The following is a 14,373-nucleotide window of genomic DNA, read 5'->3' on the forward strand; positions in this document are numbered from 1 at the left end:
TGCCGTGATCGACCCCGATGGTTTCCGTCCTAATGTCGGGATCATTCTCACGAATGATGCCGGACAGGTGCTATGGGCTCGCCGTATCAATCAAGATGCCTGGCAGTTTCCCCAAGGTGGAATCAACCCCCAGGAGACGCCGGAAGACGCCTTGTACCGCGAGTTGAACGAAGAAGTGGGCCTGGAGCGCGAAGATGTTGAAATTCTCGCCTGCACCCGGGGCTGGTTGCGCTATCGTTTGCCGCAACGTCTGGTCAGGACCCACAGCCAACCGCTGTGCATCGGCCAGAAGCAGAAATGGTTTCTCCTGCGCCTGATCTCCAATGAGCAGCGGGTGCGGATGGATTTGACCGGTAAACCGGAGTTCGATGGCTGGCGCTGGGTCAGCTATTGGTATCCGTTGGGCCAGGTTGTGACATTCAAGCGCGAGGTGTATCGACGCGCCCTCAAAGAGCTTGCCCCGCGCCTTTTAGCGCGCGACTGACGACGGAGTTCGACCCCGAGCCATGCTCAATACGCTGCGCAAGATCGTCCAGGAAGTTAACTCCGCCAAGGATCTCAAGGCGGCGTTGGGGATTATTGTGTTGCGCGTCAAAGAGGCCATGGGCAGCCAGGTCTGCTCGGTCTACCTGCTTGATCCCGAGACCAACCGTTTCGTGCTGATGGCCACCGAGGGCTTGAACAAGCGCTCGATCGGCAAGGTCAGCATGGCGCCCAATGAAGGTCTGGTCGGCCTGGTCGGCACGCGTGAAGAACCCCTGAACCTCGAAAATGCCGCGGATCACCCGCGCTACCGCTATTTCGCCGAAACCGGCGAAGAGCGCTACGCCTCGTTCCTCGGGGCGCCGATCATCCACCACCGTCGCGTCGTCGGCGTGTTGGTCATTCAGCAAAAAGAACGCCGCCAGTTCGATGAGGGTGAAGAAGCCTTCCTCGTGACCATGAGTGCGCAGCTCGCCGGTGTTATCGCCCACGCCGAGGCCACCGGTTCGATCCGTGGCCTGGGCCGTCAGGGCAAAGGCATTCAGGAAGCCAAGTTCGTCGGCGTACCGGGTTCGCCGGGCGCGGCGGTCGGTACGGCAGTGGTCATGCTGCCTCCGGCCGATCTGGATGTGGTGCCCGACAAAACCATCATCGACATCGACGCCGAGCTGGGGCTTTTCAAGACCGCCATCGAGGGTGTGCGCGCCGACATGCGCGCATTGTCCGCCAAGCTCGCCACCCAGTTGCGTCCCGAAGAGCGCGCCCTGTTCGACGTCTACCTGATGATGCTCGACGACGCGGCGCTCGGCAGTGAAGTGACCACCGTGATCAAGACCGGTCAGTGGGCCCAGGGCGCGTTGCGTCAGGTGGTCACCGATCACGTCAACCGTTTCGAGTTGATGGACGACGCCTACCTGCGTGAGCGCGCCTCGGACGTCAAGGACCTGGGTCGGCGCTTGCTCGCTTACCTGCAGGAAGAGCGTCAGCAAACCCTGGTCTACCCCGACAACACCATTCTGGTCAGCGAAGAACTGACGCCGGCCATGCTCGGCGAGGTGCCGGAAGGCAAGCTGGCGGGTCTGGTCTCGGTACTCGGTTCGGGTAACTCCCATGTGGCGATCCTGGCGCGCGCCATGGGTATCCCGACGGTGATGGGCCTGGTCGACCTGCCGTACTCCAAGGTCGACGGCATCCAGATGATCGTCGACGGCTACCACGGCGAGGTCTACACCAACCCGAGCGATGTGCTGCGCAAGCAGTTCGCCGATGTGGTCGAGGAAGAGAAACAACTGGCGCTGGGCCTCGATGCCCTGCGCGATCTGCCGTGCGTGACGGTTGATGGCCACCGCATGCCGCTGTGGGTCAACACCGGCCTGCTGGCCGATGTGGCGCGAGCACAGAAGCGCGGGGCCGAAGGCGTTGGCCTGTACCGCACCGAAGTGCCGTTCATGATCAACCAGCGCTTCCCCAGCGAAAAAGAACAACTGGCGATCTACCGCGAGCAACTCGCTGCGTTCCATCCGCAACCGGTGACCATGCGCAGCCTCGACATCGGCGGCGACAAGGCGCTGTCGTACTTCCCGATCAAGGAAGACAACCCGTTCCTCGGCTGGCGCGGCATTCGCGTGACGCTCGACCACCCGGAAATCTTCCTGGTCCAGACCCGCGCCATGCTCAAGGCCAGCGAAGGCTTGAACAACCTGCGAATTCTGCTGCCGATGATCTCCGGCACCCATGAACTCGAAGAAGCCCTTCACCTGATTCACCGGGCCTGGGGTGAAGTGCGCGACGAAGGCACCGACGTGCCGATGCCGCCCATTGGCGTGATGATCGAGATACCCGCGGCGGTCTACCAGACCAGGGAACTGGCGCGGCAGGTGGACTTCCTGTCTGTCGGCTCCAACGACCTGACCCAGTACCTGCTGGCCGTGGACCGTAACAACCCACGGGTGGCCGATCTCTACGACTACCTGCACCCGGCGGTACTGCAAGCACTGCAAAACGTGGTGCGCGATGCCCATGCCGAAGGCAAGCCGGTGAGTATCTGCGGTGAGATGGCCGGTGACCCGGCGGCGGCGGTGCTGTTGATGGCCATGGGTTTCGACAGCCTGTCGATGAACGCCACCAACTTGCCGAAAGTGAAGTGGATGCTGCGCCAGATCAACCTGAGCAAGGCCAAGGAATTGCTGGCCGAGCTGATGACCATCGACAACCCGCAAGTGATCCACAGCTCGCTGCAACTGGCGCTGAAGAACCTTGGGTTGTCGCGGATGATCAATCCGGCGTCGGTCAAAACCCTCTGAAACACTGACCGCCCCATCGCGAGCTTGCTCGCGATGGGGCCTGTCCATGTAATACAAAATTAAAGCCTGATCTCTATCTCGCCCAAATGTCCGCCATAGGGCCCGAAACTCCTTTCGACCAAATGCCGCGAACCGTCCGCGTGCACAATCAGCGCCGTACTCGCCCGAGTGCCGTAACTCTGGCTGGCAATGAACACGCTCGACAGCAACGTCTCAGTGGCCAGTCCCACCCCGGTATCCGGCAGCTCGGCAAAGGGCGCCGTTTGCGGATCGCTCAACAAGTTCAACAATGCTTGAGGCTGGGGATCATCCAGTACTTTGCTCAGGGCCGCTTTCGCCTTGATCAGCTTCGGCCACGGTGTATCCAGACCGGCATTCGACACCCCGTAGATTCCCGGTTGCAGCAGGACGGCTTCCGACTCTCGGGCATTGAAATGCCACAGCTCGTGCAGGTTGCCCACCAGCAGGTTAAAGCCGCCATATTCCGGCGAACGTGCGACAACGTCGTCTAAATAGTCATCAATCGGCAGTTCGCCGGTGAGAAAGCGCGCCACCAGTTCACCGCGTGATCGGCGGCCGGGTGGTCGATGCGGATCGCGGATATTGGTCAGCGCGGCAAAGCGCCCGTTGGCGCCAATGCCGAGCCAGGTTCCACCCGCCTCCAGGTCACGTCCGGCGTGGACCTGCGGTGTTTCGGACCACTGCGCCAGCGGCAGGCTGGGGCGGGCGTAAAATTCGTCGCGGTTGGCCGCCACGATCAATGGCTGGGCATGACCCGGGCGCCAGGCGAAAACAATCAGGCACATAAGGTGGTCCTTGTGTGTTTTTTGCTCACTCTACGCAGTCATCGTGCGGGTATCCATCGCCATCCAGTGGAGCCGGGGGCCATGCATCCGTTACCATGCCGCTCCGGTTTTGGGGTTGGGTGGTGAAGCACCATGGAATTTCTGCTCTATCTGGCGCTCGGCGCCTGTGCCGGCGTGCTGGCCGGGCTGTTTGGCGTCGGCGGCGGGATCATTATCGTCCCGGTGCTGGTCTTTAGTTTCAAGGCGCAAGGGTTCGATCCGTCGATCCTCACGCACCTGGCAGTCGGCACGTCCCTGGCGACCATCATTTTTACTTCGGTCAACGCCATTCGCGAGCATCACCGACGTGGCGCCGTGCGTTGGCCGATTTTCGTCTGGCTGACCGTTGGCATCCTGATCGGCGCCGGTTTCGGCGCAGTGACCGCCGAAGCGATCTCCGGGCCAAACCTGCAAAAGATCATTGGCGTGTTCGCCCTGGTCATCGCTGCGCAACTGGCGCTGGACCTCAAACCCAAGGCCAGCCGAACGGTACCGGGTAAATTCGGTCTGACGGTGGCTGGCAGTGTGATTGGCTGGGCGTCGGCGATTTTCGGGATTGGCGGAGGTTCGCTGACCGTGCCGTTCCTGACCTGGCGCAGTGTACCGATGCAGCAAGCGGTGGCCACCTCATCGGCCTGCGGCCTGCCGATTGCGTTGTCCAGTGCATTATTTTTCATGATTCTGGGCTGGCACGATCCATTGTTGCCGGCCCATAGTCTCGGTTTTGTTTATTTGCCGGCGTTGTTGGGCATTGCCCTGACCAGCATGTTTTTCGCCCGCATCGGCGCACGTTTGGCCCACAAGCTGTCGCCGAAGTTGCTGAAAAGACTGTTTGCCGCTTTGCTGTTCTGCGTCGGCCTGAACTTCTTGCTCTGACGCACAGCGCAATCCTGGCTTAATCCTGAGGTGGCAGCGTCGCCCGGGAATTTTTGAGATTTGAACTCTAACGAGGAGTCGCAATGCTGCCTTACCCGCAGATCGACCCGGTGGCCCTGGCCATCGGTCCGCTGAAAATCCACTGGTACGGTCTGATGTACCTGATCGGCATCGGCGGCGCCTGGCTGCTGGCGTCGCGGCGGATGAACCGCTTCGATCCGACCTGGACCAAGGAAAAGCTCTCCGACATGGTGTTCTGGATGTCGATGGGGGTGATCGTCGGCGGCCGCCTGGGCTACGTGTTGTTCTACGATCTGAGTGCGTACCTGGCCAATCCGACGCTGATTTTCGAGGTGTGGAAGGGCGGCATGTCGTTCCACGGCGGCTTCATCGGGGTGATGCTGGCGGCCTTGTGGTTCGGTAAAAAGAACAACAAGTCGTTCTTCCAGTTGATGGACTTCGTCGCCCCCATGGTGCCGATCGGCCTGGGTGCCGGGCGCATCGGCAACTTCATCAATGCCGAGCTGTGGGGCAAGCCGACGGACGTGCCGTGGGCGATGATCTTCCCGCCGTTCAGCGATCCGGCGCAGTTGCCGCGTCACCCGTCGCAGCTGTATCAATTCGCGCTCGAAGGCGTGGCGCTGTTCCTGATCCTGTGGCTGTTCTCGCGCAAGCCGCGGCCAACCATGGCGGTCTCCGGGATGTTCGCGCTGTTCTATGGCATCTTCCGTTTCATCGTCGAATTCGTCCGCGTGCCGGACGCACAACTGGGCTATCTGGCCTGGAACTGGCTGACCATGGGCCAGGTGCTGTGCGTGCCGATGATCGTTGGCGGGCTGTTCCTGATCTGGCTGGCGTATCACCGCGCGCCGGCAGCTCCAGCGGCAGCCGTATAAATTCGAACCCCGGAGCCAAGGCTCCGGGTTCAAGGACACAGGTAACTCATGAAGCAATATCTCGAACTGGTCGCCCACGTCATCAAGAACGGCACCAAACAGGCCAACCGCACGGGCGTGAACACCATCAGCTTCCCTGGGGCGATGCTGCGTTATGACCTCAAGGAAGGCTTCCCGGCGATCACCACGCGCAAAATGGCCTTCAAATCCGCCATCGGCGAGATGTGTGGCTTCCTGCGGGGCGTGAACAACGCGGCAGAATTCCGCGCCCTGGGCTGCAAGGTCTGGGACCAGAACGCCAACGAGAACGCCCAGTGGCTGGCCAACCCGTTCCGTCAGGGCGAAGACGACCTCGGCGAGATCTATGGCGTGCAATGGCGCAAGTGGCCGGCGTACAAACAGATCCCGGTCAACAACCAGGCGGCCATCGAGCAGACCCTGAAACAAGGCTACCGCCAGATCGCCGAAGGCGAAGAAGACGGCCAGGCCTATGTGGTGCTGTACAAAGCCATCGACCAGATTCGTCAATGCGTCGACACCATCATCAAGGACCCGGGCAGCCGCCGCATCCTGTTCCACGGCTGGAACGTCGCCCAACTCGATGAAATGGCCCTGCCGCCGTGCCACCTGCTGTACCAGTTCCACCCGAATGTTGAGACCAAAGAGATTTCCTTGACCCTCTACATCCGCTCCAACGACCTGGGCCTGGGCACGCCGTTCAACCTCACCGAAGGCGCCGCGCTGCTGAGCCTGATCGGTCGCCTGACCGGCTACACGCCGCGTTGGTTCACCTATTTCATCGGTGACGCCCACGTCTACGAAAACCACCTGGACATGCTCAACGAGCAGCTCAAGCGCGAGCCGTTCCCGATGCCGAAACTGGTGATCAGTGATCGTGTGCCGGAGTTTGCCAAGACGGGTGTGTACCAGCCGGAATGGCTCGAATTGGTCGAGCCGAGTGATTTCTCGCTGGAAGGCTACGAGCACCATCCGCCGATGACGGCGCCGATGGCGGTCTGAAGCCGTACGCTGTACCCCTGTAGGAGCGAGCCTGCTCGCGATGGTGGTCAACGATAACGCGGGGAGCCCGATACCAAGCGGCGTCCCTGAATCCATCGCGAGCAGGCTCGCTCCTACAGGATCAGCGGTGTTTTCAGTGGCCGTGGCTACGGCCCACATGTGAATGCTCAACCTCCGTGGCCACCACCCCGCCACTCACCTCCAGCCGCTGCAAAATCCCGCACTGATCGATATCCGGCCCTTCGCCGCAGCGTTGGCGCAGGTCGAGCAGTTGTGCCTGTAGCGCGAGCAGCCCGTCGATCCGCGCCTTGACGTGGTGGATGTGTTCGTCGATCAGCGCATTCACGTTTTCGCACTGATCCTGCGGGCTGTCGCGCAAAGCCAGCAGGCTGCGGATTTCTTCGAGGGTCATGTCGAGGGTGCGGCAATTGCGGATGAAGGTCAGGCGCTCGGCGTGGGCCTGGGTGTAGACGCGGTAGTTGCCGTCGCTGCGGGCCGGCTCCGGCAGCAGGTTTTCGCGCTCGTAGTAGCGGATGGTCTCCACGGCGCAGTCGGTGAGTTTGGCCAGTTCTCCGATCTTCATGACGGCAATCTCCAAATGGGTGCTTGACCCTATAGTGGCTACAGGGTCTTTACTTGGCAACAGGCACCTTCATGGACGCGACCCAATGAGCGATTCCCTTCACACCCACAAACCCGAGACTGATCACGATCACGATCACGATCACGATCACGATCACAGCCACAAGCTGCAGCCTGTGCAGAAGCATGAGCATGGTGGTCACGGCGATTCCTGCTGTTCGGCCAAAGTGGCGGCACCGTCGCTGGTCAAGTTGAGCGAAACGCCGACGGCTGGCGCGCGGCTGAGCAGTTTCCGCATTGAAGCGATGGACTGCCCGACCGAGCAAACACTGATCCAGAACAAGCTCGGCAAGCTGGCGGGTGTGCAGCAGCTGGAATTCAACCTGATCAACCGGGTGTTGGGCGTGACCCACGACCTGCCGAACACCGCACCGATCATCGATGCCATCAAGTCCCTCGGCATGCAGGCCGAGCCGCTGGAGCAGGGCGTTGAAGCGCCAGCCCCGGCCGTCGAGAAAAAGCCCTGGTGGCCCTTGGCGCTGTCTGGCGTGGGCGCATTGCTGGCCGAAGTCATTCATTTCACCGGCGCCGCGCCGAACTGGGTGGTAGCTATCATTGCGCTGGTGTCGATCCTCAGCGGCGGGCTGGGCACTTATAAAAAGGGCTGGATCGCCCTGAAGAACCTCAACCTGAACATCAACGCGTTGATGAGTATCGCGGTGACCGGCGCGATCCTCATCGGGCAGTGGCCGGAAGCGGCCATGGTGATGTTCCTGTTCACCGTGGCCGAGTTGATCGAAGCCAAATCCCTCGACCGCGCGCGCAACGCCATCGGCGGCTTGATGCAGATGACCCCGGAGCGGGCCACGGTGCAGCAGGCTGACGGCACCTGGGTCGAACAGGACGTCAAAACCATCGAGCTCGGTGCACGGGTGCGCGTACGCCCCGGTGAGCGCATCGGCCTGGACGGCGAGGTGCTGTCCGGCACGTCGACCATCGATCAGGCGCCGATCACCGGCGAAAGTCTGCCGGTGGAGAAAACCGTCGGCGATAAAGTGTTCGCTGGCACCATCAACCAGGCCGGCTCCCTGGAGTACGCCGTGACGGCCGCCGCCAACAATTCGACCCTGGCGCGGATCATCCACGCCGTGGAGCAGGCCCAGGGCGCGCGGGCGCCGACCCAACGATTCGTTGACCAGTTTTCAAAAATCTACACCCCGGCCGTGTTCATTCTGGCCCTGGCGGTGGCGGTCATCCCGCCGTTGTTCATGGGCGCGCTATGGTTCGACTGGATCTACCGCGCACTGGTGTTGCTGGTGGTGGCCTGCCCGTGCGCCCTGGTGATCTCAACCCCGGTGACCATCGTCAGCGGCCTCGCGGCGGCGGCGCGCAAAGGCATTCTGGTGAAGGGCGGCGTTTATCTGGAGGGTGGTCACAAGCTCGATTACCTGGCCCTCGACAAGACCGGCACCATCACCCACGGCAAACCGGTGCAGACCGATTACCTGTCACTCGATCCCGTTGCCGCAGCGTTGGCCCCGGCCCTTGCGGCGGCGCTGGCCGGTCGCTCGGATCACCCGGTGTCTCTGGCCATCGCCAACGCGGCTGTGGATAAACAGCTCGCGCCGCTGACTGTGGATAACTTCGAGGCCTTGGCCGGTCGTGGGGTGCGCGGCGAGGTGGGCGGACAGGTTTATTACCTGGGTAACCACCGCTTGGTGGAAGAGCTGAATCTCTGCTCGCCTGAATTGGAAGAGAAACTCTTCGCGCTGGAAAAACAGGGCAAATCCGTGGTGCTGTTACTCGACCAGTCCGGCCCCCTGGCCCTGTTCGCCGTGGCCGACACAGTGAAAGACTCCAGCCGTGAAGCGATCCGGCAACTGCATGAGCTGGGCATCAAAACCCTGATGCTCACGGGCGACAACGTGCACACCGCCCAGGCCATTGCGGCTCAAGTCGGTATCGACGAAGCCAAAGGCGACCTGTTGCCGACCGACAAACTGCAAGCCATTGAAGCGCTTTATGCACAGGGCCATCGCGTCGCAATGGTCGGCGACGGAATCAACGATGCGCCGGCACTGGCCCGGGCGGAAATCGGCTTCGCCATGGCCGCCGCTGGTACCGATACTGCTATCGAAACCGCTGATGTCGCCCTGATGGACGACGATCTGCGCAAAATTCCGGCGTTCATTCGCCTGTCACGGCAAACCTCGAGCATCCTCAAACAGAACATCGCGTTGGCATTGGTCATCAAAGCGGTCTTTCTTGGGGTAACCTTCGCCGGACTCGCCACCATGTGGATGGCGGTGTTCGCCGACATGGGCGTTAGTCTGTTGGTGGTGTTCAACGGTTTGCGCCTGTTGCGCAAGTAGAAGGAGAGGGGCGGGTGTGCTGAGTGCCGAGCTTAAGGCTTTTTACATGGTGGCCCGCCTGGGCAGCATTACCCTGGCGGCGAAAAAGCTCGGCCTGAGCCAACCGACGGTGACGACGCAGATTCGCAACCTCGAGAGTCAGTACTCAGTAGAACTGTTCTACCGTGGCGGCCGCCGCCTCAGCGTCAGCGACGAGGGCGCGCGGCTGTTGCCGATGGTCAAGGCGCTGATGCAGCAGGAAGCCGACATCGAGTTTTTCCTGCGCAACAGCGGCCAGGTTCAAGGCACGCTGCGCATCGCGGCCACGGCGCCTTACTACATCCTCGATCTGGTGAAGACCTTTCGTGAGCGTTTGCCGCAAGTGGAAGTGTCAGTGGAAATCGGCAACTCGCAACAAGTACTGGAAGCGCTTGAGGAGTACCGGGTCGATGTCGCGGCCTCCTCGCAACTGCTGGAGGATGCGCGGTTGATTCGCCGGGTGCTTGGCAGTGATCCGCTGGTGTTGGCGGTGCATCGAAGTCATCCGCTGGCGGTGCACGATCATGTACCGCTCAGTGCACTGGCGGGGCATACCTTGCTGATGCGTGAGCCGGGCTCGACCACCCGTCGACTGACCGAAGAGCTGCTGGCTGGCGCGGGCGTGTCCTTTGGGCCGTTGCTGGAGATTGGCAGTCGCGAGTCGATCCGTGAGGCGGTGCTGCGCAACATCGGCATCAGCATCATTGCCCGCCAGGAAGTCCCCCATGATCCGCAGTTACGGGTGCTGACCATCGAGAACGCACCGCAGATCCCCGAGTATTTGTACTGCCTTAAAGAGCGGAAAAGCGCGCGGTTGCCGGCGGCATTTCTGGGGCTGGCGCAGGAAATGTCTCCGGCCTGAAATCTCTATTGCTTGTCCCGGCCTCATCGCGGGCAAGCCCGCTCCCACAGGGGGAATGCGAAACCTTGTGGGAGCTGGCTTGCCAGCGAAGACGTCGGCCCGGACAACACATCACCTGAACCAAAATCCTCGAATACCACTATCGGCCGTTTTGGCCTCACTGCCACATGACGGACTCATTACAACTCTAGGATGGCGCTCATCTGCCAGATGAGGTCCGTCCATGAACAACTCGATCGCAACTGCCCTGACCAACCCGGGCGCGCCCATGAAAGTGCGTGGTGTCCAGAAACGCTTTGGTGCGTTCACTGCGCTGGATAACGTTTCCCTCGATGTGGCGGCCGGTGAGCTGGTGTGCCTGCTCGGCCCGTCGGGCTGTGGCAAAACCACCTTGCTGCGCTGCATTGCCGGTCTGGAAAAGCAGGACAGCGGCGAGTTGTACCTGGGTGATCGCGACGTTTCCCACCTGGCGCCCCAAGCCCGGGACTACGGCATTCTGTTTCAGTCCTACGCGTTGTTTCCCAATCTGACCGTCGAAGCGAACATTGCCTACGGCCTCGCCGGCAGTGGTCGCGATGAAGTGCGCCGCCGGGTCGGTCAGATGCTGGAACTGGTCGGCCTGAGCGGCAGTGAGAAAAAGTACCCAGGCCAGTTGTCCGGTGGCCAGCAGCAACGCGTTGCCCTGGCTCGTGCCCTGGCGCCGGCACCGTCACTGTTGCTGCTGGATGAGCCGATGTCGGCCCTCGACGCTCGAGTCCGCGAGCATCTGTGCACGGAGCTGCGCCAACTGCAACGCAACCTCGGCATCACCACCCTGATGGTCACCCATAATCAGGATGAGGCCATGCTGATGGCTGACCGCATTGCCGTGATGAACAACGGCAAGGTCGAGCAATACGCCACGCCACAGGAAATCTACAACCGCCCGGCCACGCCGTTCGTGGCGGAGTTCGTCGGCCAGGGTAACTGGCTGCCATTCCATCGCAGCAGCGACAGTCACGCCCAGGTCGGCGGCATGAACATGCGCCTGGCCGACGGCAGCGCCAAAAGCGCTTCGGGCCGCCTGTTCTGCCGCCCCGAAGCGATCAACGTCAACCCGCCGGTGCACGAAGAAAACCTGTTCCCGGCCAAGGTTCGCGAAATCACCTTCCTCGGTAATCGCTGCCGCATGAGCTTCGAGCTCGATCAGCTTCCGGGGCACGCGCTGCTGGCCGAACTGGCGCCGGAAGCCATGCCGCGTCTGGGCTCGCAACAGATCATGGTCGCCTTACCACCGCGCAGCCTGCAGGTCTTCGCCTGATGAGCGCCAATATCGCGCTGCCTCTGCCACACAAGCAGGTGCGGCAGACCTCCCGTGCCGAGATCGGCGATCGGTTGTTTGTGGTCGGCGGCAAAGTCCTTCTGTTGGTGTTGCTGGGCGTCGCGGTGTTGATGCCGTTGCTGGCGATTTTCTGGCGCGGGTTCAGTGCTGAGGCCGGGCAGGGCGGTGGTTGGGTCGCTGCCAGGGAGTTGGTGACCAGCGACAATTTCCACTGGTTGTTGGGCAATAGCCTGAAAGTTTCCCTCAGCGTCGCGGCCATTGTCGTACCGCTGGCCTACCTGTTTGCCTACGCCCTGCAACGCACCTTGATCCCGGCCAAAGGCATCTGGCGCGCCATTTCCCTGCTGCCCTTGATGGCGCCGTCGATGCTGCCGGGGATCGCGCTGGTTTACCTGTTCGGCAATCAAGGCCTGTTGCGTAGCCTGCTCTCGGACAACATCTATGGCTTCTGGGGCATCGTTCTGGGTGAGGTGATCTACACCTTCCCACACGCGCTGATGATTTTACTGTCGGCCTTGTCCCTGGCGGATGCGCGGCTGTTCGATGCCGCTTCCAGCATGGGCGCGAGCCCGGCAAAAGCCTTTCGCAGCATCACCTGGCCGGCGACGCGTCAGGCCGTGTTCGCCGCGTTCTGCCTGGTGTTCACCCTGACCATCACCGACTTCGGCGTGCCCGTGGTGGTCGGTGGCGACTATCAAGTGCTGGCTCTGGAAGCCTACAAGGCCGTCGTCGGCCAGCAGCAGTTCGGACGCGGTGCGCTGATCGGCATGGTGTTGCTGCTGCCGGCGCTGTTCAGTTTCGGTGTCGATGCCTGGTTGCGCCGTCGTCACGGCGACGCCATGAGCGGGCGGGCCCAGGTGTTCAAGCCGGCGCCATCGAAGCGGCGCGACGGTTGCTACCTGGCCATCGTCCTGCTGATCAGCGCGGCGTTGCTGTTGGTGTTCGGCATGGCGGTGTTCTCGTCGCTGGTGAAATTCTGGCCGTACAACCTGTCGCTGTCGCTCAATCATTACCAGTTCAACGAAACCGCCGGCGGTGGCTGGCTGGCCTATGGCAACAGCCTGAAGATGGCCCTGGGCACCGCGTTGATCGGCAGCCTGCTGATCTTCACCGGCGCCTACCTGATGGAAAAAACCAAGGGCCAGCGCGGCTTGAACCTGACCCTGCGGATGCTCAGTTTCGTGCCGATGGCGGTGCCGGGCCTGGTGCTGGGGTTGGGGTATGTTTTCTTCTTCAACCTCACCGGCAACCCGCTGCATGTGCTCTACGGGACCATGACGCTGCTGATCGTCTGCACCATTGCTCACTATTTGACCACCGCGCAAATGACCGCCACCACCGCGCTGCGCCAACTCGATGTCGAGTTCGAAGCCGCCGCGCTGTCGCTCAAGGCGCCGCTGTACCGGCACTACCTGCGCGTCACCGTGCCGATCTGCCTGCCGGCGCTGCTGGACATCGTGCGCTATCTGTTCGTCTCGGCCATGACCACCGTCTCGGCGGCGATCTTCCTCTACAGCCCCGACACCATCCTCGCGGCGGTGGCGGTGCTGAACATGGATGACGCCGGCAACGTCGGCGGCGCAGCGGCGATGTCGACCCTGATTCTGTTCACCTCGGCGGGCGTGTCCCTGCTCCTGGCCTGGGCTTCGCGCGGCTTGCTGCGCCGTTCCCAGGCCTGGCGGCAGACCGCGCCCGGTCACTGATTGCGTACAACCCCCTCAACTCAAAAACAGGAAAAGATCATGTTCAAGCCTATGGCCCTGGCCGCTGCTGTCCTCACCGCTTTCAGCCTGAACGCCTTCGCGGCGAAAACCGAGTTGACGGTGTACACCGCCCTCGAAGCCGAACAGTTGACCGCTTACAAGGCCGCTTTCGAAAAAGCTAACCCGGACGTCGAAATCAAGTGGGTGCGTGACTCCACCGGGATCATCACCGCCAAACTGCTCGCCGAGAAAGCCCGGCCACAGGCCGATGCCGTGTGGGGTCTGGCCGCTTCGAGCCTGGCGATCCTCGACCAGCAAGGCATGCTGCAAAGCTACGCGCCAAAGGACCTGGGCAAGATCGGCGGCAACTACCGCGACGCCGCCAACCCGCCAGCCTGGGTCGGCATGGACGTCTGGGCCGCGACCATTTGCTTCAACACCGTCGAAGCCGAGAAACAGGGCTTGAGCAAGCCAGTGAGCTGGCAGGACCTGACCAAGCCTGAGTACAAAGGCAAGATCGTCATGCCGAACCCGGCGTCGTCCGGCACCGGTTTCCTCGACGTCAGCGCCTGGTTGCAAACCTTCGGCGAGAAGCAAGGCTGGGCCTACATGGATGGCCTGCACCAGAACATCGGCCAGTACGTTCACTCCGGCTCCAAGCCGTGCAAACTGGCGGCCGCCGGTGAATTCCCGATCGGTATTTCCTTCGAATACCCGGCCGTTCAGCTGAAACGTCAGGGCGCGCCGCTGGACATCATCCTGCCGAAAGAAGGCCTGGGCTGGGAAATTGAAGCCACCGCTGTGATCAAAGGCACGCCACACGAAGACGCAGCGAAGAAACTCGCGGACTTCTCCGCCAGCCCTGAGGCCATGGAGCTCTACAAAGAGAACTTCGCCGTCCTCGCACAACCGGGCATCGCCAAGCCGCAGACTGAACTGCCAGCGGATTACGAACAGCGCCTGATCAAGAACGACTTCGCCTGGGCTTCGAAAAATCGCGACGAGATCCTGACCGAATGGCGCAAGCGTTATGACGGCAAGTCCGAGAAAGTCGTGGCCAAGTAATCTTCATCGGCTGACAGGGCCTCATCG

At 61.8% G+C, this 14,373-nt stretch carries 12 protein-coding genes; 10 read left to right on the forward strand and 2 right to left on the reverse strand.

Going from position 1 to position 14,373, the window contains the following annotated elements; translation table 11 throughout:
• Positions 1-4: 4 nt before the first annotated feature.
• Both AC1Q6D_RS01440 and ptsP read left to right on the forward strand, forming a co-directional pair.
• On the forward strand, positions 5-484 hold the full coding sequence (locus AC1Q6D_RS01440) for an RNA pyrophosphohydrolase (protein WP_007897732.1): 480 nt from the start codon (positions 5-7) through the stop codon (positions 482-484).
• A 22-nt stretch (positions 485-506) separates the two neighbouring features.
• A complete protein-coding gene (ptsP, locus tag AC1Q6D_RS01445; RefSeq protein WP_103402847.1) occupies positions 507-2,786 on the forward strand; it encodes a phosphoenolpyruvate--protein phosphotransferase in 2,280 nt (759 codons plus the stop codon).
• 59 nt (positions 2,787-2,845) lie between these two features.
• Here the strand turns inward: ptsP and AC1Q6D_RS01450 are convergent, their stop codons facing one another.
• The gene (locus tag AC1Q6D_RS01450; protein ID WP_103402846.1) at positions 2,846-3,592 is read right to left on the reverse strand and encodes an NRDE family protein; all 747 of its coding nucleotides are present in this window, start codon (positions 3,590-3,592) and stop codon (positions 2,846-2,848) included.
• Positions 3,593-3,724: 132 nt separating this feature from the next.
• Between AC1Q6D_RS01450 and AC1Q6D_RS01455 the strand changes: the two genes are divergently transcribed.
• From AC1Q6D_RS01455 to AC1Q6D_RS01465, 3 genes are all read left to right on the forward strand, one after another.
• Entirely contained in the window at positions 3,725-4,507 is a 783-nt protein-coding gene (locus AC1Q6D_RS01455; RefSeq protein ID WP_103402845.1) for a sulfite exporter TauE/SafE family protein, read from the forward strand.
• An 83-nt stretch (positions 4,508-4,590) separates the two neighbouring features.
• The gene (gene lgt, locus AC1Q6D_RS01460) at positions 4,591-5,403 is read left to right on the forward strand and encodes a prolipoprotein diacylglyceryl transferase (RefSeq protein WP_103402844.1); all 813 of its coding nucleotides are present in this window, start codon (positions 4,591-4,593) and stop codon (positions 5,401-5,403) included.
• 48 nt (positions 5,404-5,451) lie between these two features.
• Complete coding sequence (locus tag AC1Q6D_RS01465) at positions 5,452-6,423, forward strand: thymidylate synthase (protein ID WP_103402843.1); 972 nt, start codon at positions 5,452-5,454, stop codon at positions 6,421-6,423.
• Positions 6,424-6,556: 133 nt separating this feature from the next.
• Here AC1Q6D_RS01465 and cadR read toward each other — a convergent pair whose 3' ends face one another.
• Positions 6,557-7,006 (reverse strand): Cd(II)/Pb(II)-responsive transcriptional regulator, encoded by a 450-nt coding sequence (cadR, locus tag AC1Q6D_RS01470; RefSeq protein WP_103402842.1) that lies wholly within the window; start codon positions 7,004-7,006, stop codon positions 6,557-6,559.
• A gap of 85 nt (positions 7,007-7,091) precedes the next feature.
• Between cadR and AC1Q6D_RS01475 the strand changes: the two genes are divergently transcribed.
• The 5 genes from AC1Q6D_RS01475 (at position 7,092) to AC1Q6D_RS01495 (ending at position 14,346) form a co-directional block, all read left to right on the forward strand.
• Positions 7,092-9,377 carry a heavy metal translocating P-type ATPase gene (locus tag AC1Q6D_RS01475; protein WP_103402841.1) on the forward strand — a complete coding sequence of 762 codons (2,286 nt, stop codon included), beginning with the start codon at positions 7,092-7,094 and terminating at the stop codon, positions 9,375-9,377.
• A gap of 16 nt (positions 9,378-9,393) precedes the next feature.
• Positions 9,394-10,257: a LysR family transcriptional regulator gene (locus tag AC1Q6D_RS01480; RefSeq protein WP_103402840.1), complete on the forward strand. Its 864-nt coding sequence runs from the start codon at positions 9,394-9,396 to the stop codon at positions 10,255-10,257.
• Between the two features lie 223 nt (positions 10,258-10,480).
• Positions 10,481-11,557 (forward strand): putative 2-aminoethylphosphonate ABC transporter ATP-binding protein, encoded by a 1,077-nt coding sequence (locus AC1Q6D_RS01485; protein WP_103402839.1) that lies wholly within the window; start codon positions 10,481-10,483, stop codon positions 11,555-11,557.
• Complete coding sequence (locus AC1Q6D_RS01490; RefSeq protein WP_103402838.1) at positions 11,557-13,281, forward strand: putative 2-aminoethylphosphonate ABC transporter permease subunit; 1,725 nt, start codon at positions 11,557-11,559, stop codon at positions 13,279-13,281. The genes AC1Q6D_RS01485 and AC1Q6D_RS01490 overlap by 1 nt, the downstream gene beginning before the upstream one ends.
• 39 nt (positions 13,282-13,320) lie before the next feature.
• Complete coding sequence (locus tag AC1Q6D_RS01495; protein ID WP_103402837.1) at positions 13,321-14,346, forward strand: putative 2-aminoethylphosphonate ABC transporter substrate-binding protein; 1,026 nt, start codon at positions 13,321-13,323, stop codon at positions 14,344-14,346.
• The last annotated feature ends 27 nt before the right edge of the window (positions 14,347-14,373 follow it).

The organism is Pseudomonas sp. MT92 (genome assembly GCF_058792515.1).